Origin of the sequence: Micromonospora sp. B9E7 (genome assembly GCF_039871815.1) — a bacterium.
Lineage (GTDB): Bacteria > Actinomycetota > Actinomycetes > Mycobacteriales > Micromonosporaceae > Micromonospora.
In genome coordinates, this window is record NZ_JBDPLX010000009.1 from 168,909 (window position 1) to 190,377 (window position 21,469).

At 68.0% G+C, this 21,469-nt stretch carries 20 protein-coding genes and 2 pseudogenes; 11 read left to right on the top strand and 11 right to left on the bottom strand.

What is annotated here, in order from left to right:
• Positions 1-12: 12 nt before the first annotated feature.
• The gene (locus ABGB10_RS17285; RefSeq protein WP_347661865.1) at positions 13-1,392 is read left to right on the top strand and encodes an acyclic terpene utilization AtuA family protein; all 1,380 of its coding nucleotides are present in this window, start codon (positions 13-15) and stop codon (positions 1,390-1,392) included.
• Complete coding sequence (locus ABGB10_RS17290) at positions 1,385-1,735, top strand: DUF4387 domain-containing protein (protein WP_347661866.1); 351 nt, start codon at positions 1,385-1,387, stop codon at positions 1,733-1,735. Before ABGB10_RS17285 ends, ABGB10_RS17290 begins: the two co-directional genes overlap by 8 nt.
• A 203-nt stretch (positions 1,736-1,938) precedes the next feature.
• Here the strand turns inward: ABGB10_RS17290 and ABGB10_RS17295 are convergent, their stop codons facing one another.
• A complete protein-coding gene (locus ABGB10_RS17295; RefSeq protein ID WP_330438271.1) occupies positions 1,939-2,985 on the bottom strand; it encodes an aldo/keto reductase in 1,047 nt (348 codons plus the stop codon).
• Positions 2,986-3,057: 72 nt separating this feature from the next.
• Between ABGB10_RS17295 and ABGB10_RS17300 the strand changes: the two genes are divergently transcribed.
• Entirely contained in the window at positions 3,058-3,594 is a 537-nt protein-coding gene (locus tag ABGB10_RS17300; RefSeq protein WP_347661867.1) for a TetR/AcrR family transcriptional regulator, read from the top strand.
• 170 nt (positions 3,595-3,764) lie between these two features.
• Positions 3,765-4,130 carry a VOC family protein gene (locus tag ABGB10_RS17305; protein WP_330438273.1) on the top strand — a complete coding sequence of 122 codons (366 nt, stop codon included), beginning with the start codon at positions 3,765-3,767 and terminating at the stop codon, positions 4,128-4,130.
• A gap of 687 nt (positions 4,131-4,817) precedes the next feature.
• On the opposite strand, the gene ABGB10_RS17310 is transcribed toward ABGB10_RS17305, so the two are convergent.
• Positions 4,818-5,195: a peptidase inhibitor family I36 protein gene (locus ABGB10_RS17310; RefSeq protein WP_347661868.1), complete on the bottom strand. Its 378-nt coding sequence runs from the start codon at positions 5,193-5,195 to the stop codon at positions 4,818-4,820.
• Between the two features lie 45 nt (positions 5,196-5,240).
• The gene (locus tag ABGB10_RS17315) at positions 5,241-6,014 is read right to left on the bottom strand and encodes a hypothetical protein (protein WP_347661869.1); all 774 of its coding nucleotides are present in this window, start codon (positions 6,012-6,014) and stop codon (positions 5,241-5,243) included.
• A 714-nt stretch (positions 6,015-6,728) separates the two neighbouring features.
• On the opposite strand from ABGB10_RS17315, the gene ABGB10_RS17320 reads away from it, so the two are divergent.
• Positions 6,729-7,754 carry a BTAD domain-containing putative transcriptional regulator gene (locus ABGB10_RS17320; protein WP_347661870.1) on the top strand — a complete coding sequence of 342 codons (1,026 nt, stop codon included), beginning with the start codon at positions 6,729-6,731 and terminating at the stop codon, positions 7,752-7,754.
• Between the two features lie 468 nt (positions 7,755-8,222).
• Here ABGB10_RS17320 and ABGB10_RS17325 read toward each other — a convergent pair.
• Together ABGB10_RS17325 and ABGB10_RS17330 are read right to left on the bottom strand one after the other, a co-directional pair.
• Positions 8,223-8,327: pseudogene (locus tag ABGB10_RS17325) on the bottom strand (IS5/IS1182 family transposase); the annotation flags it as partial.
• A 184-nt stretch (positions 8,328-8,511) separates the two neighbouring features.
• Positions 8,512-9,516 carry an EamA family transporter gene (locus tag ABGB10_RS17330; RefSeq protein WP_347661871.1) on the bottom strand — a complete coding sequence of 335 codons (1,005 nt, stop codon included), beginning with the start codon at positions 9,514-9,516 and terminating at the stop codon, positions 8,512-8,514.
• A 72-nt stretch (positions 9,517-9,588) separates the two neighbouring features.
• Here ABGB10_RS17330 and ABGB10_RS17335 point away from each other — a divergent pair, with 72 nt between their 5' ends.
• The gene (locus ABGB10_RS17335; protein ID WP_347661872.1) at positions 9,589-10,518 is read left to right on the top strand and encodes a LysR family transcriptional regulator; all 930 of its coding nucleotides are present in this window, start codon (positions 9,589-9,591) and stop codon (positions 10,516-10,518) included.
• On the opposite strand, the pseudogene ABGB10_RS17340 reads toward ABGB10_RS17335, so the two are convergent.
• Positions 10,508-10,956 (bottom strand): annotated as a pseudogene (locus ABGB10_RS17340) (transposase). The gene ABGB10_RS17335 and the pseudogene ABGB10_RS17340 sit on opposite strands and share 11 nt — an antisense overlap.
• Between ABGB10_RS17340 and ABGB10_RS17345 the strand changes: the two are divergent.
• From ABGB10_RS17345 to ABGB10_RS17355, 3 genes are all read left to right on the top strand, one after another.
• The gene (locus tag ABGB10_RS17345; RefSeq protein WP_347661964.1) at positions 10,874-11,320 is read left to right on the top strand and encodes a hypothetical protein; all 447 of its coding nucleotides are present in this window, start codon (positions 10,874-10,876) and stop codon (positions 11,318-11,320) included. The pseudogene ABGB10_RS17340 and the gene ABGB10_RS17345 overlap by 83 nt on opposite strands.
• 275 nt (positions 11,321-11,595) lie before the next feature.
• Positions 11,596-12,081, top strand: coding sequence for an SRPBCC family protein (locus ABGB10_RS17350; protein ID WP_347661873.1), 486 nt, complete (start codon positions 11,596-11,598; stop codon positions 12,079-12,081).
• Positions 12,082-12,128: 47 nt separating this feature from the next.
• Positions 12,129-12,713, top strand: coding sequence for an SRPBCC family protein (locus ABGB10_RS17355; RefSeq protein WP_347661952.1), 585 nt, complete (start codon positions 12,129-12,131; stop codon positions 12,711-12,713).
• 68 nt (positions 12,714-12,781) lie between these two features.
• On the opposite strand, the gene ABGB10_RS17360 is transcribed toward ABGB10_RS17355, so the two are convergent.
• On the bottom strand, positions 12,782-15,490 hold the full coding sequence (locus tag ABGB10_RS17360) for an AAA family ATPase (protein WP_347661874.1): 2,709 nt from the start codon (positions 15,488-15,490) through the stop codon (positions 12,782-12,784).
• A 141-nt stretch (positions 15,491-15,631) separates the two neighbouring features.
• The gene (locus ABGB10_RS17365; protein ID WP_347661876.1) at positions 15,632-16,081 is read right to left on the bottom strand and encodes a VOC family protein; all 450 of its coding nucleotides are present in this window, start codon (positions 16,079-16,081) and stop codon (positions 15,632-15,634) included.
• A gap of 112 nt (positions 16,082-16,193) precedes the next feature.
• Between ABGB10_RS17365 and ABGB10_RS17370 the strand changes: the two genes are divergently transcribed.
• Positions 16,194-16,994, top strand: a complete 801-nt coding sequence (locus tag ABGB10_RS17370; protein WP_347661877.1) for a helix-turn-helix transcriptional regulator — start codon at positions 16,194-16,196, stop codon at positions 16,992-16,994.
• Between the two features lie 943 nt (positions 16,995-17,937).
• Here the strand turns inward: ABGB10_RS17370 and ABGB10_RS17375 are convergent.
• The 3 genes from ABGB10_RS17375 to ABGB10_RS17385 all read right to left on the bottom strand — a co-directional run bounded on the left by ABGB10_RS17375 (position 17,938) and on the right by ABGB10_RS17385 (position 20,650).
• Positions 17,938-18,693, bottom strand: coding sequence for an SDR family oxidoreductase (locus tag ABGB10_RS17375; RefSeq protein WP_347661878.1), 756 nt, complete (start codon positions 18,691-18,693; stop codon positions 17,938-17,940).
• Between the two features lie 271 nt (positions 18,694-18,964).
• Entirely contained in the window at positions 18,965-20,122 is a 1,158-nt protein-coding gene (locus tag ABGB10_RS17380; protein ID WP_347661879.1) for a low temperature requirement protein A, read from the bottom strand.
• A gap of 36 nt (positions 20,123-20,158) precedes the next feature.
• Entirely contained in the window at positions 20,159-20,650 is a 492-nt protein-coding gene (locus ABGB10_RS17385; protein ID WP_347661880.1) for a hypothetical protein, read from the bottom strand.
• Between the two features lie 496 nt (positions 20,651-21,146).
• Between ABGB10_RS17385 and ABGB10_RS17390 the strand changes: the two genes are divergently transcribed.
• On the top strand, positions 21,147-21,398 hold the full coding sequence (locus ABGB10_RS17390) for a transcriptional regulator (protein WP_347661882.1): 252 nt from the start codon (positions 21,147-21,149) through the stop codon (positions 21,396-21,398).
• Positions 21,399-21,469 lie beyond the last annotated feature (71 nt).

Here is a 21,469-nt window from a genome sequence, read left to right on the forward strand (position 1 = left end):
GAAGGAACCACCATGACCGCACGCCGCCACTCCGTTCGCGTCCTCGCGCCGACCGGCATGCTCGGCGCCGGATTTCCGCCCGAGACCGTCACTCGCGGCCTGGACCTCGGCGCCGACGTCATCGCCGTGGACGGCGGCTCCACCGACTCCGGCCCCTATTACCTCGGTTCCGGTATCGCCAAGACCGCCGCCGCAGCCGTGGCCAGAGACCTGCGGCTGCTGCTGCGTGCGGCAGCCACCGCCCGCATCCCGCTGATCATCGGCTCCTGCGGCACCAGCGGCACCGACTCCGGCGTCGACTGGGTCGCCGGCATCACCCGCCAGATCCTGGCCGAGGAGAACCTTGACCTGCGGGTAGCGACGATCTACAGCGAGCAGCAGGCCGGCGACCTCAAGGGACACCTCGACCAGGGCCGGGTGCACCCGCTGCCGCCGGCCGGCGACCTCGACCTGGCAACATTGGAGAGCTGCGAGCACATCGTCGCGATGATGGGCCACGAGCCGATCGCCGAAGCGCTGGCCGCCGGCGCCGATGTGGTTCTGGCCGGACGCGCCACCGACACCGCCATCGCCGCCGCCTATCCGCTGATGGCCGGCATGCCGGCCGGCCCGACCTGGCACGCCGCCAAGATCGTCGAATGTGGCGGGCAGTGCACCACGAACCCGCGCGCCGGTGGCGTTCTCGCCACCATCGACGCCACCGGCTTCACCATCGAGCCGCTCGACCCCGCCGTCGCCTGCACCACCACCTCGGTCGCCGCGCACATGCTCTACGAGACGGTCGACCCCTTCTCGATGCGGGAACCGGCGGGCACCATCGTGGTCGCCGACGCCACCTACCGGGCCTTGGACGACCGACGGGTACGCGTGGAGGGCTCCCGCTTCGAACCCGCCGCGCAGCACACCATCAAACTCGAGGGCTCGCGCATCACCGGCTACGAGACTATGTCGTTCACCGCCATCCGCGACCCCCACATCCTCGGCCAGATCACCACCTGGGCCGCGCTGTTGCGCCGGATGATCGGTGAGTGGGTCACCAACGCGCTAGGACTGAACCCCGACGAGTACGCCTTCGACATCCGCCTCTACGGCTACAACGCCGTCCTGGATGCCATCGACCCGGCCACCGGACCGCCCCGCGAGGTCGGCGTGATGCTCCTGGTCAACGCCGCCGACCAGCAGACCGCCACCGCCATCGCGAAGATAGCCAACCCGCTCATGCTGCATCTACCGACCCCCGACATGGACTACCTCCCCAGCCTCGCCTTCGCGACCTCGCCCGCCGAGACCGAACGCGGAGCGGCGTACGAGTTCGTCCTCAACCACGTCGTCGACGTCGACTCCCCCACCAGCCTGTTTCGCATCAACGTTCCGGAGGACACCGATGACTGAGACCGTTGCGGACCTCGCACTCGAGGTCCGGTCGAAGAACGCCGGCCCCTTCTGGGTCACTATGGAGGTGTTCCTGCGCGACGCGGCCGGCTACGCCATCGTCGGCGATCCCGAATTCCTGAACGCGCCGGTGATCGCGCGTCTCTACGGCGTCGCGGCGGACACCGTCCAGATCTACCGGATCCCCGAGCTCAACGTTGTCAAGATCTCGTTCCCGCGCCCCGTGGCACAGGGCAGCCTGCACGACCGCGACGTCCATGCCGGCCAACACCACGTCCCGCTGGCCTTGCTGCAGGTGACAGCCGCCGAGGGGGCGGGAAACGCCGTCCTGGACCGACGGTGAGGCTGGCCGGGTTGGCCCGTACGTGATGGGCTGATGGTTGGCGGCAGTGGACGTGACCCTTGCTCTGACTGGCTTCGCGCCTCCGAGGCGACGTGTCCGTCTGCTGCCGCCGCCTCCTGCCGCAGCCGGACCTGACCGCGACCCCGGGCCACCCCGCAGCCAAGGCCGCCTAACCAACCCGGCGAACGTTTGTGGTCAGGGCACTAGATGACGGGAACGGGGGAAGGGTCGACCAGAGTGCGGTCACCGTCGAAACCATGATCCAGCGCGGCGGTGACGTCCTCGTGTGGGGTTCCTGGCCGGATGGCGCTGACCTCGTCCAAGTGTCGATAGTGCTGATCGCTGAGGTCGAGTTGCAGCGACTTCAGGTACTCCTCCAGTTGAGTCAGGGTGCGCGGGCCGACGATCGGGATCAGGGCCGTGGGGGCCAGTGCGGCCCGGCTACGCAGCCAGGCCAGGGAGACCTGGACCGCGCTGACGCCGAGTTCCTCGGCAATCGTCAGTACGGCGTCGACGATGGCGGTGCGCTGGGCACTGCCCTCGATCGCGTCGCCCCGGGCGGTCAGCCGGCCTTGTTCACCCTGCCGATACTTACCAGTGAGCAGTCCGCCGGCCAGCGGGGAGTAGAGGACCACGCCCAGACCGTGAGCCTGCGCCATCGGCAGTAGCTCCCGCTCGGCGGATCGTTCGGCCAGGCTGTATTCCGTCTGGATGCCGACCAGAGGGGCAAGGCCGCGCAGGTCGGCGCGGACGGCGGCGCCGGCAACCCGCCAGGCCGGGAAATTCGACAGGGCGCCGTGCAGGATTTTGCCGGAGCGGATCAGGTCGTCGAACCCGGCCAGGATCTCCTCGATCGGGGTGAGGCCGTCGGGAAAATGCGGCATGAAGACGTCGACGTAGTCGGTGTTCAGGCGGCGCAGACTCGCTTCGAGAGACCGGACCATGATCTTGCGACTGTTGCCGGTCGTGCCCGGGCGGGGCTGGGCCTGCCTGGTCCCGCTGTACTTGGTGATGATCACAAAGTCGTCCCGCTGAGGCCCGAGCAGCCCGCCGAGCACAGTTTCGGCCTGTCCATCCTGATACAGGTTGGAGGTGTCGAACGTGGTGCCGCCGGCGGTGACGAAGGCCTCGAAGATCTGGCGGGAGGCCTCGGGGCCGGCGCCGGTGTTCGAGGTGCTGAAGTTCGCCGTCCCGAGCGCGTACTGCGACACACGCAGTCCGCTCAGACGGCCGAAGGTCTGGTAGCGCACGGTGGCTCCTGAGGGTCAGTGCGGTGAGGTAGGCTTCCGACAGTAGCAAATAAAGCGAGGGTTCACTCTTTTATGCCTAAGGTCAGTCAAGCTCATCTCGACGCACGCCGCCAGCAGATCGTGGATGCCGCCCGGGCTCGGTTCGCCAGTCACGGCTTTGCCCACACGTCGATGGCCGACATCGTGACCGAGTCCGGGCTCTCCAACGGGGCGATCTACCGGTACTTCACGAGTAAGGATGAGATCGTCATCGCGGTCTGCGAGCAGGGAACCGAAGCGCTGCCGAGGGCGCTCACCGCCGAGGCCGTGGGTGGTTTCCTCGACCATGTCCGGGCCCGGGCCCGTGACACCCATCATGCCCGGCTGGTCGCCCAGATCTATGCCGAGGCCGCAGTATCACCACTGCTGGCAGCCGTTGTGCAGAGACAACTCGCCGCGATGCGGGCCGCGATTGCCGAGCTGGTGCCCGACTCCCGGCGCCCGCAGGCCGGGCAGATCGCCGAAGCGTTCGTGGCCCTCAGCATCAGCTACAGCCTGCAACTGGCGATTCGTGGCGACCTGGATCCCGCACCCTTCACCACCGCGTTGATGGCGATCATCAAGGGCTAGTACGAGCGTGACCCGACCGGCTTCCGCCGGCCCGTGGACGCTCGACCGGCGTCCGTGATGCCGGCCGGCCTCCCTCTCGGACGGCTTGAACCAAAAGAGAGTGACGCGTCGTTTTGGGTGCTAGGGTAGGTCACTGTCGGCCCCTGACGAACCCGCTCCTTGGAGGACCCATGCCGGTAGCTCACATCGCTGCGATCAACCTGGAGTGCCCGGACCCAGCCGACCTGACCCGCTTCTGGGCCGCGATGCTGGACGGTGAGGTCACGGTCCAGACCCCGGACTTCTGTGCGGTCAAGGCGGGTCCGCTCTACCTCGGCGCGGTTCGCGTCGACGACTACCGGCCACCGACCTGGCCCACCGGCGAACGATCGCAGCAGATCCACTTCGACCTGGCCGTCGACGGCCCCGATGACCTCGATGACGCCGAGGCGCGGGCGATCGAACTCGGAGCCGTCAGAGAAAGACAACAACCGGCGCCGGAACGCTTTCGTGTCCTGCGCGACCCGGCCGGCCACCCGTTCTGCCTGCGCGGCTGAGCCGCACGACCCGGCCGCCGCCAGCGACGAGTCACGGACGGTGAGCTGCTCGTACTAGGCGAAGTTGTCGGCTTCCTCCTCAGGTGTGAAGGCCTCCGGTCACAGCTGCATCGCGAGCACGAGATCGACCTGCTCGACGAGCCACTTGCGGTAGATGTCGAAGTACGGGAAACGCAGCATCAGCGGGTACTGGCCGAGCAGGTCTCGAGGCGTTTCCGAAGATCACAAACCCTCTCCTAGACCGACTGTCAGGGATCCGGGGCTGAAATCGAGCGGCTCGGAGTGTGGAGCACGTCGCCCGAGCCTTCCGACGCGATCGGTGCTGTTAGTCATGTCCGCTACGGGCAGCCTGCGACGGCGAAACCGCTGGCGCCGTGGTGCTCAATGCTGGCGGCGGCGAGGCGTTGTGCACCTGCAATCGGGAACCGGCGGGTGCCGTAGGAGAAGCGGACGAGCCAGCCTGTGCGTGAGAGCAGGTCGTCCGTTCGTGACAAGCCGGCAAGGGCTCTCCCGGTCGCTTCCCCGGCCGGTCCGTCCTGGTGTGTTCAGCGAGTGACGGCGAGATCGTCGGCGTCGAAGTCAGACCCCGCCTGCCGCGCTCCTGACGGAGACACGAGCAGGCGGGGTTCGTCGTGGGCAACTATGCGGGCCGGGCGTGCGACCCCCGCCGCTGGGCCGGTCCGTCCGTCAGCACGAGTGGAACCACTTGTGGGAGTCGTAGTCGTTGTCGTTCATCCCGACGTCGTACGTCTCACCGGGGTGAACGCAGATAGACGGGCTCACGTAGTCGACGTCGTAGTAGACCCACACGTTGTCGGGAACGGTCGTACTCGATGGGGCGTTGTTGAAGACGGAGTCGGCGTCGTCGTGCATGCCATAGTCGCCCCACCTCGGGTAGCTCCCATACCAGTAGGCCCAGGGGCCAGTGAACCCGTCCTCGGCCCAGGCGCAGAAGGCGGTTCGGGGGCAGTCGCCCAGGTCAGCGCTGGCGCTGGTCGGGGCCGCCACCAGGGCCGCCGCCACGATGGGCAGCCCGATGACGATGTTCCTCAAAGCCTTGATCATTAAAGTGTCCTTTCAGCTCTTCTCCGGTCGAATGGTGCTGCGGTGCTAGGCGATGGCCAGGGTCTGCCTGGCCCGGGGAACGGCTTCCCGCTCGAATGACTTCAGTGCGTCGATCTCGCGTGCGAACCTCCTCTCGATCTCCGGTCGATACCTCCGCTCAAGAGCGTCGATGGTCTGGGAAAATCCGCTGGAATTCGCGCACTCGGCCTCAGCCTCGGCCGCATCGACCTCCCGCGCCCGGGCCTGCTCGCCGACGGACTCCGGTGCCTCGGCAGCAACGAATTCGCGCAGTTCACGCGGGGAGGACGCGGCATACCCACGCTGGCGCACACACGAGGCCCAGACGGAGAGCCCGGTTCGGTATTCAGGGGCTCCAGTCACCTTGCTGGCGACGTAGCTGCCAACGTGGTCAGCGATCCGCCGCGCCCGGTACCAGCCGGCAAGGTCCCCGTAGAGGGTGAGTCGCGCATCGGCGGTGCAGCCGTTGTCGGGCGCGGACATCCGGCCAAGGTCGGGAAGGTCCACGGTGAGCTGACGTCCGGACCCCAGGAGCGTTCGCTGCCAGTCCCTCTGCCGTTCAGTCGACAGCTTGTCCAGGTTGGCGGAGTTGGCATCCTGGTCCCACGCGCCAGGTCTGCCCAGCAGGGGGCCGTACCCGTGCTCACGGGCCCAACCGACATCGTCGAGCACGTGGCGGAAGTCCTGCCCCGTCGACGAAGGCGGCGGCTGTTCGGCGTACACGAAGCCGTGCCGGGCCATGCAGCGGGCGATCAGCCGCTCCGAAGCCCGATGGAGCAGCTCGTCATCCGTGGCGGCCACTGGTCGACCGCCAGAGGTTGGTGCATTCACGGCCGCACCTGTTCCGGTGCCGACGACCGCCCACGCGGCCATAACGCTGAGGGCTATGCCGGCGGCGATGCGGGTGACCGTCGGCCCATGCCGCCTCGTACCGCTATCCCGGGCAAGGGTCGCTTCGCCTGGAGGCCCGGGATCATGCTGGGGCTGTCGAGTCATGCGAAGTACTCCTGAGTGTCGGTGTCGCCGACGCGCTCGCGTTCGCCGAGCCAGAATCGTGGTAGCCGGCTTCACATCCGCTTCAGAAGCGCTTCACCGCTGCTCAGGTCGACGTCGGAGCGAGGTCGATCATGCAATCCTGTTCGACGAGTGGCACCTGGGCTCGACCGAAACGCCCCGACGGACGTTGCTCAACCGGTACGCCCCTCGCACTACCGCCACGAACACAGACAGGTCCCGGTAGGCGTCCGCACCAGGATTTCGGCACAGCCGCCGAGGAATCCGGACATGTTCGAGCAGGAGACGCCTTGGAGCGCTGGTGCACCACGAGGATCGATGCATGACAAATGCAGGTTTACCACCGCGGGCGGGGTTGGTCGGTCCGTGGGCGACCTCGTTGGCGTTCGTCGCCGTCGCGGGTGCCGTCACGGTGATCGCGCTGGTCAGGCCCAGGACAGAGTCTCTCGGATCCGTCATAGCCACGATGGCCGGCGACCGGCGGGCCTTTGAGGAGCGTCTGTGGCCGCGCTGACGGTGGGTGTTCTGGGGCCGCTGTTGCTTGATGTCGACGGTAGGTCGGTGCCGCTGACCACGAATCGTCTGCGGTGCCTGCTGGTCGGGTTGGCGTTGTCGGCAGAACGATCGGTGTCAGTCGAGCAGCTGGCGGCCATCGTATGGAATGGCGATCTTCCGGCTCATCCTCGGCGGAGTTTGCAGACCTATGTGGCGAGGTTGCGTGCCATTCTGGGGCCGGACCGCATCAGGACCGAACCCGCCGGGTACGCGCTGAAAGTTCCCGCCGATCGGGTGGACGCGTTGCGGTTCGAAGGGGTCCTTTCCGAGTCGACCCGCACCCCGGATGTGGCCATGGAGCGGGCACTGTTGGACAAGGCATTGGGGTTGTGGCGGGGCGAGCCGTTCCAGGGCGTCGACTCTGAGTGGTTGGCGCGTACCGAGTATCCACGGTTGCTCGAGCGGCACCTGGCGGCTGTCGAACGCCTCATAGATATCGATCTCCGAGACGGTCGGTACCACGAGTCGCTGTTAGCAATCGAGGGGTTGATCGCGCGACATCCGCTGCGTGAGTCGTTGTGGCTGCGCCTCCTGAAGGCCTTGCACCGGCTGGGCCGGCCGGCCGAGGCGCTGCAGCGCTACGAGCAGGTCAGGCGGCGGATCGCCGAGGAACTCGGAGTCGACCCGTCAGCTGACTTGCAGGAGGCCTACGCCGATCTGCTGAAAGGAAGACAAGGGGTGTTCGCGGTCGGTCTCGGGGCAGGATCAGGATCCACCGCACAGTCCAAGCATTCAGACTCTCGAAGTTGGCCTCGCGCCTTCGGCAAGGCCTATCCGGCCGGGGAGCCCGCTCATCGTGAGCGGGCTCCCGAAACGGCTCGACCGAGGCCCAACAGTTCAGCTGCAGAGCCGCGGATCTCGGCAGATCCGTGCACCTGTGAAGCGCCGTGGACTGACCGGAGAGGATGTATGCGTGGATCCCACAACGTTGCACTGGGCATCACGCCAGCATCTGACGAGGCGATACGATGAACTCCAGGGCGAGTATGGCCGGCTGCCCAACAGTGGCCGCCAAGCCGATGGGTACCTCTACACCACCGACGCGAAGCGAATCCGTCCCCGCTACAACGTCGTGGACGCCATCCTCATCGAGGTGGAGCGGCTCGATCCGGACCGGCTTCCCAGCGGTGACGTGGTGGCCAGCATGATGCTCACGGCTGCCGAGAGTGCGAACTCCCCTTCACCGAGCCCCCGTACGACGCGGTCCAAGCACTGCCATGGCCGATGAGCGCCGGCTGTTCGCTGCAAAGGTGCAGCACTGGACGGCGCAGGCCGATTTCCGCAACGACCCCGTCCCGTACCGGCGCCTGCTAACGCCCGAGGAGTCACGTCGCCCTCGTCCGGCTTTCGCAGCGGCACACCCGGGTTGAGCTTCCATGCCGACCGCCGGTCTTCCTTCGCGAGCGGCCCTTCCACTCCTTCACCCAGGTACCGCATCATCCCACCATGCCCAGCCGCCAGCCGGACCAGCCTGCGGAACCGGGCAGGCAACAGCCCGATGATCGGAAGGATCCACTCGGGGAGAGCTGCCGTGATCACCTGCACCCCTGGCATCCTGCCCGACCATCCTCAACGGACGGACGTCAGGGATACGAGGCATCCCTTAGTCTCATCCCGAACGTGCCCTCACAAGTGCAGGAACGTCGGGCTTGGTCCCTGCATATGCACGACCTCGGGCACCGCGCGGCCCAGCACTGCGGCAACCATCCTCGACTGCAAGGCCGACAGCTCAAACTGGTCGGCGACCTCGGCCAGGCGCCGATACGCCGTCTCGGCTCGCCCCGTCCGGGGAACCGGGCGCAGCGGAGCCGTCACCGCACGAGCGGCGCACCACGGAGGAGTTGCGATCCTCGCTCGCAGCCGTGGCGTTGTTGGGGTCCGCTGTGGAGCGCCGCACTACCAGCGCCAGCCCGGCGATGACGATGGCGGCCGCGGCCAGCTCCGTCACGCCGACGGGCTCATCCAGCAGCAGCCACGCCGCGCTGAGCCCGAAGACCGGCACCAGGAGGCTGAACGGGGCCACCCGTGCGACCGAGTACTGGGCGATCAGCCGGTTCCAGATCCCGAAGCCGACTAGGGTCGACACGTACGCGATGTACGCCACGGCGAGCAGCCCGCGCCACGACAGGCCGGTGGTCGCATCCAGCACCGCCTGTCCGCCGTCGAGCACGCCGGCCAGGCCGAGCAACGGTAACGGCGGTACCAGGCTCGACCAGACCAGCAGCGAGAGCGGTCGCGTCTCGCCGCTAGCCCGCATGACCAGGTTTGCCGTGGCCCAGCTGGCCGCCGCGAACAGCGTCAGCGCGAAGCCGATCACCGTGGCGTGGCCGCCGCTGCCGACTGCCAGCACCCCGATCCCGACCGATCCGACCAGTACGCCGGCCACCTGCGCCCGCGCCGGCCGCTCGCCGAGCACTACCGCCGCCAGCAGCACCGACATCAGCGCCTGCGCCTGCAGCACCAGCGAGGCCAGACCGGCGGACATGCCGGCGGCGAGCGCCGTGAACAGTGCACCGAACTTCAGGACGCCGAGCACCAGCCCGTAGGCGATCACGTAACGGAGCCGGGCGCTGGGGCGCGGCACCAGGAAGACCAGCGGCACCGCCGCCGCGACGAAGCGCAGCGCGGTCAGCTCGAGCGGCGGCAGGTCGCGCAGGCCCAGCTCGATGACGACGAAGTTGACGCCCCAAATGGCGGCGACGAGCACGGCGAGAAGGCGATGCGATGTTTTCACGGCGGCTACGCTGCCCGAGGAAATGCTTAAGGACCAGTTCAATGTTCTTCACTGCCGCTGTAGCGTGGCTACATGAATCTTGACGCACGTCGGCTCCGCGTGCTGCACGAGGTCGCGCTGCGCGGCAGCGTCACCGCCGCCGCCGCGGCGCTGCACGTGACTCCGTCGGCGGTCTCACAGCAGCTCGTCCAGCTGTCCCGTGAGGCCGGGCACGAGCTGGTCGAGCGGGCCGGGCGCGGGATCGTCCTCACCCCGGCCGGCCAGGTGCTGGCCAGCCACGCGAAGGACGTGCTGGACGCGGTGGAGCAGGCGGTGGCCGGGCTCGCCGCGCTCCGCCACGGGGTCAGCGGCACGGTGCGGGTCGGCGCGTTCGCGTCGGCGGCGGGCGCGCTAGTGGCACCCGCCGCCGCTCGCGCGCGGGCGAAGCACCCAGAGCTGGACGTGCGGGTGATCGAGGCCGAAGACCAGCAGAGCCGCCTCGACCTGCGCTCCGGCACCCTCGACGTGGTGGTGCTGCAGGAGTACGACCACGTGCCCGTGCCGCTGGTCGACGACCTGGACCGGCATCCGGTCACCACCGACCCGATGCACCTGATCACCCCGGTCGAATGGCGCCGTCGCACGGGACGGCTGAGCGAGCTACGTGACCTGCCATGGATCGCCAGCGCCGAACACACACCGTGCCTGCGGTCCACGTTGCACGCTTGCCGGCTCGCGGGCTTCGAGCCGGACATCCGGCACCGTGCCGTCGACTTCGCGCTCACGCTGGACCTCGTCGCGGCCGGGCTGGGCGCTGCGCTGGTGCCGGAGCTGGCGCTGCGCCACGTGCCACCCGGCGTGCACGTGGAGCCACTGGTCGAGCCGGTCAGCGAACGACGTATCTTCGCGGTCACCCGCGCCCTCGGCGGCAGGCCGCAGCGGCCCGCGGTGGACGCCCTCCTGGCGGAGCTGAGCGGCCCGGCCGGCGTCCCCCATGGGCAGCTTCCGCCGATCATCGCCTGACGTACGTGCTTCGACCGCCGATCGATGCACTGGCTGTTGTCGCAGTAGCCGCGTCGGCGGCCAACAACGGCGGGCGTAGTCCCTGCCCGGCCAGACCATCGACCATCTCCACCACCAGCGACCACGTCGGCCGCTGATGCTCATCGCCGGGTATCCCGCACCGAGCCCGGCGGGCGACCACATCGGGGCGGTCAGCATCCCCAACAGCCTGGTCGTCCCACGACGTCGGCAAGAACAACCGCCAATCCAGCGGGCACGACGCGGTGTCGGTACCGCGTGAACGCTCACCCCGATCTGGCAGTTCGCCAACTTACCCAACGTCCCCGAGTACTGCCTGGCCACATCCGGCGAGCCTTTGCCGGCCTTCGGGAAACCGGTGTCATCGACCACCCACGCCACTGGAGCGACCACCTCGACCGTCCGACGGGCCAGCCGCATCCGCACCGCCGAGGGCCCGGTCACGAAGCAGCGCGGAGTGTGGGAGCTCCTTCTCTTCCACAAGATCGCGGTCACCGTTCAGGCCGCTTTCGTCATCGACGTGCCCAACGCGGACCGGACGCTCATCGCTGACGGGTTCGTCTCGCTGACCACGATCGTCGCCCACGTGCTGTGCCGCGCGGGTGGTACACCTGGCGGCGCGCCGCGCTGGGACCGGACGACAACCGGTGACCCGCGCGGGCCCGGACCGGCCCGTCTCGACTCCCGTCGTTCACGGCAGCCTGTCCTGATCGAAGGCCTGGTCGCGCAGGCGCCGCCCGATGGCGTCGAAGACAGCGTTGCCGATGGCCACGGCCACGTGTGATTCATGCCGAAGCCGAGCATCAGCACGGCAAGGAGTCCCGAGATGATCCCGGGCAGCACCGCTGCGCCTCGCCGAAGACCTGTCGGGCTGAGGCCGGTAACAGGCACGGAGGTAGGGATCTTCACCGTGGCCGGCCCACGTACCGCGAACTAGGTAGTTCTTGCCGATGTGTAGCGGTTGCCGTCTTGGCACGATCGCATCTGCCGGGTGTGGATCTAGCGGCTCACTCTCATGCCCGGCGATCCGATGGTCAGTGACCGCAGAGAGGCTTCACGATGGAGAACATTACGGACACCGACGAGGCCGGTATTGACGTGTCGGCCCCGGTGGTCAGCCGCCACAGCGTCACGGTGACCGCGTCGGCGGACGCCGTGTGGCGGATCCTCACGGACATCGACGCATGGACGACCTGGCTGCCAGAAATCCCGTACGCACGCGTGGAGACACCCGGCCCGCTCGCGCCGGGCTCCGTGTTCCGCTGGTCGGCCGCGGGCATGGAGATCGAATCGACGATCGTTCAGGTACGGCCGCGGGAACGCCTCGTGTGGCGGGGTTACGGTGGCGGACCGGACGGCGTCCTCGGCGTCCACGTATGGGCGCTCACTCCGGCCGGCGACGGTGTGGAGGTGTCGACCGAGGAGTCCTTCGCCGGCCCGCCTGTCGATGCCGACCCTGGGCCGTTCCAGGAGGGCCTCGACACGACCCTCGCCATGTGGCTGGAACGACTCAAGGACACCGCCGAGGCGGTGACCGCCTCGTGAAGAATCGAGTATTTGCCGTCGCGACGGCAGTGGTCGTGGCCGGCCTCGTGGGCACCGCGGGTGCGCCGGCTCGGGCCGAGGTCAGGCGCGATGTCGGTGCCGACCACGCGACGGCGCGATGTGCGGGAAGGACTGTCGACACCGCGGCGAAGATTCGCTATCGGACGGAGACGACGATCGACGCTCCGCTACGGACCGTCTGGAAGTTGCAGACTGACGTGGAACGCTGGCCGTCGTGGCAAAAGCCCGTTTTGTCCAGCAAGCGGCTCGATCGTGGCCCACTGCGTCCCGGTTCGTCGTTCCGGTGGACGACGCCGGTCCGCGAGACCGCGCTGAATCCCGCTACGACGCTCGTCGTCACGTCCACCGTTCGGCAGCTTCAGCACCAGAGGTGCCTTCGGTGGAACGGCCCGGCGGTCGGTACGGGGCTGCGCATCGACGAGGGGGTGCACGTGTGGACGTTCACCGAGATCGGCGGCCGGGTTCTCGTGCGTACCGAGGAGACGTGGCGCGGTGGCCAGGTGGAGCAGAACGTCGATTTCTCCACCGCGGCTCTCGGGGCGGGCCTGGAGACGTGGCTGACGGAGCTGAAGACGCGTGCCGAACGGGAGTGTGATCGGGCCCGGCGCTGACGTGACCCAAGTGCCCCGCCGGTCTCGTACCGGCGGGGTCCTTTCGTCGCTCGGTCGGCCCGGCTCCGTCAGCGGAGGAGTTCTCGTAGCTGCCGGCGTGAGGTGATGCCCAGTTTGCGGTAGAGGTTGCGCAGGTGGGCGTCGATCGTTCGCGGGCTGACGAACAGCAGCGCGGCGACCTCCTTGGTGCCTGCGCCGGAGGCGACCTTGCGGGCGACGAGTAGTTCCCGTGCGGTCAGCCCCGCGAGCGGATCGGCGTCGTCGGTCAGGGTCGGCTCGCCGATGGCTTCCAGTTCGCGGGCGGCGCGGCCGGCGAACCCGCGCGCGCCGATGGTGGAGAGCAGTTCGTGCGCGGCGCGCAGTTCCACCCGCGCCTCGGCGCGACGGCCGACCCGTCGCAGCCACTGTCCGTAGAGCAGTCGGGCACGTGCGTAGTGGACCCGCATCCTGCTCCCGGCGAACCGGCTGATCGCGGCACGATAGTGGTCCTGCGCGCCGAGCCCCGGGTCGAGCAGCGCACACGCCAGCAGATGCGCGCCCGTCGTCCACGCGTTCGGGTTGATCCGTGCGACATCCCCGATCCAGTCAGCCGATTCCTTGGCTTCTTCGGGACGTCCGAGGTACGCGGCTGCCTCGACCAGCTCGTGGTGGAAGGCGGTGACGGCGTACGCGCCGCGCCGGTGCTGGTCCCGCACGAGCAGCAACGCGTCGAGCGCGGCCTGATGATCGCCGCTGCCGTTGCACAGCACGCTCTCCGCGTAGTGCACCGCGGTGAAATTCACCCCCACCCAGCCGCGCAGCTTCTCCCGGATCTCGCGGTACCGGTCGACGTCCCCGCTCCATGCGGCAAGCATCAGGTCGGACCCGACGAGGTTGGACGTCCCGGCGGCCTCGTCGACCGCACGCGCCTCGATGATGCAGACCCGTGCGTCGGCGAAGCGGCCCACGATCGTCCGGGCTGCCGCCTGGAAGCGCAACGCATGGGGAAGGATCGCGTAGGCGCCCTGTGCCCGGGCGAGATCCACCTGACGGTCGGCGATCTCCTCCATGGCGTCGCTGTCACCGAGGTCGACGCTCAGCACGCAGGCGCGTTCCATCCACCACGGATCCGCCTCGGACGTGCGGGCGTGGTCCCGGAAGGCGTCGACCGTGCGGCGCATCAGGGGCATCGCCTCGTCCACCGGGCGGAGGTTCTGCTCGACCAACGCCTGCAGGAGCAGGTCGACCGGGCGTGGCGGCTGACTCTGGGGCACCCGTTCCCGGATGTGCAGGGCGAGCCGCCGCAACCTCCCCGGCTCGTCGACGCTGAACATGAGCGATGCGAACGCCTCCAGGTAGGTCTCGCGGACCTCGTCGGGTCCCACGCCGTCGGCCGCCTCGATGAGCGCGATCGTCGCCGGAATACTGCGCGCCACGTGATAGTCGATCGTCGCGCGCAGCAGTCGCGCGGCCCGGCGGTCGACGGGGTCCGGCTGGAGACGCTCGGCCTCGTCCACCAACTCCCGGGCGGCAGAAGGCGCCCCCGAACCCAACCGCGCCCGGGCCGCGGCCAACAACCGGCGGGCCTGCCGCGACCGGCCGGGTGTCAGTCGAGCCGCGCGCTCGAGGAACGCGGCCACGGCCGCGAATCCACCGCGGCGCTGTGCCCGCCCGGCCGAACGCTCCAGCTCGGCCGCAGTCTCCTCATCCGGGCCGGTGATCGCGTTCGCCTGGTGCCAGGCGCGACGGTCGGGATCGACGTCGACGTCGGTACCGGCGGCGAGCGCCGCGTGTGCCTGCCGTCGTGCCCCGGCGCCAGTCGACCGGTACACCGCGGAACGCGCCAACGGATGCCGGAAGTGCACCCGGGGCCCGGTCACCAACAGGCCGCTGTCCTCGGCCGCGGTCAGGTCCACGGCGTCCAGCCCCTGGATCGCCATCGCACGCCGCAGCAGAACGAGGTCACCTGTCGGCTCCGCCGCGGCCAGCGCCAGAACCGAGCGCGTGGGTGCCGGCAGCCGCAGGAACCGACTCACGAACCGGTGCTCCACGGCGCGGTGCCCGGCGTCCCCGGGTAGCCCGAACGGTCCGGCGTCGCGGGCGAACTCCACCAGGGCAAGAGGGTTGCCGGCTGCTTCGGCGAGGATCCGTTGCACGATCGCCGACTCGTGGCCGAAGGGTGCCCGATACCGCAGCAGGGTGAGGGCTTCCGAATCGGAGAGCCCGGTGAGAGTGAGGGCGGGTAGGCGACCGAGCTCCGACACCGAGGCGGCGTCGCGGGCAGCGAACACCATGGCGACCGGCTCCACCGCCACGCGTGCCGCGACGAAGGCCAGTACCTGCCGCGAGCCGGCGTCGATCCACTGCACGTCGTCGACCGCGCAGAACAGCGGCCTGCGCCGGCCTACGGCACTCAGCAGGCCGAGGACGGCCAGCCCGACAAGCATCGGGGTCGGCGTGACCCCGGCGTGCAGCCCGAACACCGCGTCGAGCGCGCTCCGCTGCGGTACGGGGAGCCCAGCGCGGTGGTCGAGCACGGGCGCGCACAACTGGTGCAGGGCCGAGTAGGGCAGTTCGCTCTCGAACTCGACACCACCGGCCCGCAGCACCTGCCATCCGTCGAGCCGCGAAGCGGCCTCACCGATGAGCGTCGACTTGCCGATCCCCGCGTCACCGAGAACGAGCATCGCCCCACCACGGCCCCGCGCCGCGGCTGCCGTCACCGAGGCAATCTCGCCCAGCTCCGCCTCTCGAGTGACGAAAGATCCGGATGTGTTGTCTGTCATCAACTTCTGCATGTCGCCGGACGAATGGTGGTGGGGGTCGGTGCGGTGCCCACGGCGGTGTCGGTAACGGCCCGAACGATGGTATCCACAGCAGTGCACCGATCGGGTCGACAGCCCACCGGGGGGCGGCCGCCGGGTCCGGAGTCGGCGCTCCTACGAGGGCAACTCGAACAGTTCCAGCTGGATGCCGTCGGGGTCACGTAGGTAGAGGATCTTCGTCCCGGCCAGCGCCCCCGCTTCGACGCCATCGCCGTCCTGGAGCACGACCGGATCGGCGTTGACGTGCACGCCCCGCTCCACCAGGTCGCGGTGCGCCGCGTCGAGGTCGTCGACCTCAAAACACAGGTGCATCACCCCAACGTCACAGTTGCGCCCGGTGAAGGGCCTCGGCTGCGGGCTGTCGTACTGGATGAGTTCCAGAAGGACGTTGTCACCGGCCAGCGCGAACGATGCCCGCATCGACGCTTTCTCGACCTCGACAACCGCACCGATCGCCGGGTTCGTCGCCGCGATCGTCACGCCGTTCGGCGCGATGCCGAGGACGTCCTCGTACCACCTCACCGACCGCGCCAAATCGCTGACCGGCACTCCGATGTGATTCATCCTGGTCACTCTGCTCATGATCCCCATCCTGAAGGGCCGAGCCACCACTGTGGAAGACACAGATCTTCCGCGTACCACTGGTACCACCCAGCGATGGCGGATCATGGGGTTCATGAATGACCTCGGAGCCGCGCTGCGGGCCTGGCGGGATCGTTTGGATCCGGCCGCGGTCGGCCTCACGAGCGCATCACCTCGCCGCGTCGCCGGGCTACGGCGCGGTGAGCTGGCAGCACTGGCCGGCATCTCCCCCGAATACGTGGCACGCCTCGAACAGGGCCGGGCCGCCACACCATCGGCGCAGGTGTGCACCTCCCTGGCCCGCGCGCTACGACTCTCCGACGACGAGGAGGCGCACCTGATGCGCCTTGCCGGCTTCGCCGCGGCCCCGGACCGGATACCCCACCTGATCCCCACCAGCCTGCACCGCGTCATCGACCACCTCGACGACACCCCGGTGGCTGTCTACGACGCCGTGTGGCGGCTGCTGCACTGGAACCGGCTGTTCGCAGCCGTCTTCGGCGACCCCGCCGGCGCCACCGCCGATGAGCGCAACGCCTTGATCGTCCAGTTCGAATCCCGAAACCCCCGAGTCCGCCAGACCGACACCGAGCGCGCCTACTTCGAGCAGTCGTTGGTGGCCGACCTGCGCGCGACCAGCGCCCGCTATCCGAACGATCCCGACGTGGCGGCACTGATCTCGCGGATGGCCGGAAACGACAGGTTCTGCCACCTCTGGGCCCTCCGCGCGGTGGCCCATCACGAGAGCGCGCACAAGACCGCCGTACACCCGGACGTGGGGGCCATCCCGCTGGACGCCAACGTTTTGACCACCCAGAACAGCGACCTGCGCCTCGTGGTCCTCACGCCTCGGCCCGACACTGCCGCTCGCGAGAAGCTGGATCGACTGGGTTGACGGGACCGGATCCGGACCTCGAGGCCGCTCAGGCAATAGGCGGCGTCCGAACTCGCCCGTCACCGCGTCCGCGTTGACCCCGTCCGTATGTGAAGCCCGAGAGGTAGCGGCGGATCGGACGCCGGCCAGCCTACCCCGGCCCGAATAGGCAATTTCTACCGATGCGGGGCAGGGCTCCGTTGCCGCATCGTCTCCGTGGTCGAGGTCTCAGCACCGCACACGTGGCACATCCAGCCGGCGCTCGGTCCCGGAAGGGGCCTATGCGTCGTGTAAGAGGAAGTCGGTCACGAAACAGGTGATCTCTCCGCTCCGCGTGCGGCCGACCCGGGTCTCATAGGTCCCGTCGCCCTCTCCAGCGGGAAACGCAACCAGGACGTTCTCGTCACCCTCGTCGCCGGAACAACCATCCACCTCCAAGCGCGGTATGACGGTGGGTCCGTCGCGCATCCAGGCCAGATGGACTGGCCGTCGTAAACCATCCGAACGGTGAAGGCCATCGCCGCCGCGGAGCCGTAGGACGTGCGAATCGGGGTGTCCAGAGTGAACGTGGCGCCGTCGGGCACTTGCTTGAACATCTGGGGCAGGCGCTCGTGGGCGTCTGCGACGCCGGTGCCCACGGGGTCCTGCAGCGTGCTGCCCTCCGCGAACAGCGAGAGCCGCATCGACGTCATGAGTGTTGAGAGCGTCGAGGTACTTCTGCATCGCTGCGCGCATCTGCTCTTCGGTAGGCATCGAATTGTCTCCTTCAACTGGTGGTTGACAATGAGATGTTTTCCGTCTGCCAGATCATCGGCCGGGAAACACTATTCGCGAGAGTGAATCCAACGTCACCGATCAGACAGAGGCGGGCTGGAGGGGTTGGCAGGGCCGGACCAGCAACGGCAAGGCTCCGATGCCGTCGTCTGGTACCGGAGCCTCGTGCGTTGCGGGTACCGCTACTGACTCAGATGCTGAATCCGCCGTCAACGGTCAACAGCGAGCCCGTGATAAAGGCGGCGTCTTCGCTGGCAAAGAAGGAGACCGCCTTAGCGATATCGCTGGTGGCGCCGAAGCGCCCGAGGGGCGTCATGGCCACCTGGGCGGCACCGTTCGGCCCGTCCACGGGGTTCATGTCCGTGTCGATCGCCCCGGGCTGTACAACGTTGACGGTGATGCCGCGTGGGCCAAAGTCGCGCGCCCACCCTCGACCGAGTCGATCAATCGCCGCCTTACTTGCTGCATATTCGGCAACGCCGGGGCTAGGAATACGGTGGGAGACGATGCTTCCCACCAGGATGACGCGCCCACCATCCGGCAGATATCGTGCTGCGGCATGGGTTGTGACGATGGTCCCCAGCACATTTGTGGCCATCATCTGCTGCACTCCTTCGAGGAACTCCGGGTCGTCCTGATCGACGGTGCCCATGACGGCGACTCCAGCAGAGTTCACCAACACGTCGATCCGGCTATCCAGGAACTCGGCAGCCCGCTCGACAGCGATAGAAGCCTCGTGGGGAATGGACTGGTCCGCCTGCACAGCAAACGCCTTCGCCCCAAGATCGGCCAGTTCGGCGACAACCTCTTCCGCGCGCTGGCGCGAATTTCGGTAAGTGATGACAACACTTGCACCCTGGCGTGCCAATTCACGGGCAATCCCAGCACCGATACCCCGTGACCCTCCGGTCACGAGCGCAGTCCGTCCTGTCAAGGCATTGATCATGTCAATCTCCTTGCGCTACTCAGTTCGCTATCACTTACTGAGCCAACGCTAAAGGTTCACAGTAGTGTTAAGGTCCACCTCGGTGACCGTGACAGTCGTCACCCAGGTCTGTGGATCTAGCAACTCTGGGCGCGAAACGGTGATCGCGACTGGTGAGCCTACACAGGAATGATCCGCTGTCGCAGCAGCGCGAACCGGGCACGGCTGTGCATCCGACACTTCAGAAACATGACCTTGCGTTGGTGCCTTCGACGAGACCACGTGCTGGCGCTCAGGCATCGGACTCCGTGGAGGGCCCCCGGTCTATCGGGTCCCTGGGCCCGATCTCGAACATCGCGTGGTCCGGTTCGCCGCCCTGGCGCCGCATGGCCAACTCCTCCGCCACAATCATCACGACGACCACCGAGACCAGGGAGACCACCATGGCGAGGGCTGGCACCAGCGTGGCCAGCGGCGCCATCAGTAGGCAGGCCGTGCCCGCGCCGATCCGACGCCAGGCGATCATTCGGTGGATTCGCCAGTAGACGTAGGCAAAGGTGAGCAGGAACAGTGCGCAGCCGCCGAAGAGGAGCATCGCCTCGCGGGGAGGCAAGGGTTCGAGCGGGGCGGGCACCATATCCCCCAGACCGACGGCGATGGTGATGATCCCGAAACTGAAGAACAGGTGGCTGTAGACGAGGATCGCGCGGCGCAGCGAGGGCTGGTCCGTGGCCACTTCCAGAGCGCGCCGAAAGTCCGACAGACCGTAGCCGAAGTATGCGCACCAGAGGACGCTGACCAGGGCGTAGGCCGCCATGACGGCGGCCAGTCGACTGACGGTCAGTTTGTCGTCGACGGCCACCGCCCCGACCTGGATCACGGACTCCCCGAACACGAGGATGATCAATAGTCCGTAGCGATGTGTGTAGTGCGCCGGCTGAGCCCGGCCCTGAACCGCGAGGTGAGCCGCCACCCACGGGCTCAGCAGGTCGATCATGGCGGCGACGGCCCAGAGGACGACCCGGGCGGCGCCCTGTGTGAGGGCACCCGCCACCAGCAGCGGTCCGGTGATGACGAAGAATCCGTAGGGGCCGACGAAGAGAGCCCGCCCAAACGGGACATGGCGCAGAGCGAGCCCGGCCAGCAACGCTCGGCCAGCGAGGTACGCGGCGATGAAGAGCAGCCCGTTGTCGTTGTACGCCCGCGGAATCGTCAGGGCCATCAGAAGACCACTTAGCCCGAGCGTGAGGATGCCGGCGCGGTCCAGAAGCGCCTTGACGTCGCGCTGGTTGGTATAGAGCGTCACGCCGCCCCAGGCCCAGTAGACCGGAACGAAGAGGATGAATGTACGGCCAATGCCAACCCAGCTGTGGTCCTCATGCAGCAGCTGGGAGAACTGGGTAAGGGCGAAGACGAAGGCAAGATCGAAGAACAATTCCTCCCAGGTCACGCCCTTGCCCGTTGGCGCTGGTCGCATTGGCTGCCATCATCTAAATAGCTCGGCGCGGGCAGATGGCAACGAGACCCTCGGCGGCGGCCACAACTCACCGCTCGCCAACTCCGCGAGCTTTGCCACCACCCGCCTCCGACCGTCCTCATCCGCTGGACTTGGCGAGGCTAACCGGTGCGACCGCGACGCGGCGGTGGAATGGAGGCAGGCGCACCGGAAGAGGCCGATTGGGGCAACCAGCATACGGGTGGTCAGGCCACCAGACACCGTGGTGCGCCGGCGGGCGGCCTCCCCGGCCAGCCGGAACCGCCGACGGTCGTCGTTGCCGGCCAGGCGGAACTTGTCGTAGAGCCGGGTGAGGCGCTTCTTGACCGCGATCTCGGTGACGTGCAGCGCGACGGCGATCGCCCGCACCGTGGACGGCTCGGGAAACGGGTCCGCGCCGGACTGCCCGGCGCCGTCACGACCAGCGTCGGCGAATACCTGCAGTCGTGGCTGACATCCCGCCGCAGCCTCAGCAGCGTCCACCCCCACCCTGCTGGCCTACGAGTCACACATCCGCGTCCACCTAACTCGGAAGTAGACATACTTCCTCCCGATTCGGGCCGCTTCGCGTAGCGGAGCGACAAGGACTAATCCCGCACCTCGGTGCACTCGCCCTGGTGAAAAATAGGCACGACGAGCCCTACCGCGCCAGCGGCGGCTTCGGATCGGTACGAGCGACTCTCACCGACAAGTCCGCCGGGGGCGTCAGGTCCGTGCGCCGGCACAACTCGAGGTTGGTGGCGTCGGACAAGGGGCCGACGGCGGGCGCTGGGCTACTTGTGGCGGGAGCACCCACGATCGGCGAGGTGGTGACGGCACGGGCCGTTGCTGATCGACCGTCGTCACCCTCTGGTAACCGCGAGCGTTACCAGAAGCCCGACCACCAGCGCCCGTTTCCGGGATCGAGCCTTCACGCTGTTGACCATACCGTCAGCTGCGCCGGGCGATCGCGCCTGCTGGTTACCGTTATCGTCGTGGCATGCCCCGCGAGACCATTGATTCTGTCGCTCGCTCCCGCGCCATCACCGCAGCGGCGGTTTTGCAGCAACTGGTCGATCTACGTGCCTACCCACACCGGCACCTTGCCGTGGCCGCCTATGCCCCCGGCGGGGCCAGCATCAGCCAGGCACTCGCCGCCGCCGACTACCTCAGCCACATGGGGTGGGAACTCATTAACGTGACGGAGGTTGGGAGCAGCAGGACGCTGCACGCGATCATGCGGCGCAGGTGAGTCAGCGGATGTCGGGCCCCATCGGCACGTTCAGCGGTTGACCTGACTACCTAGCCTAGAGATATAGGCGA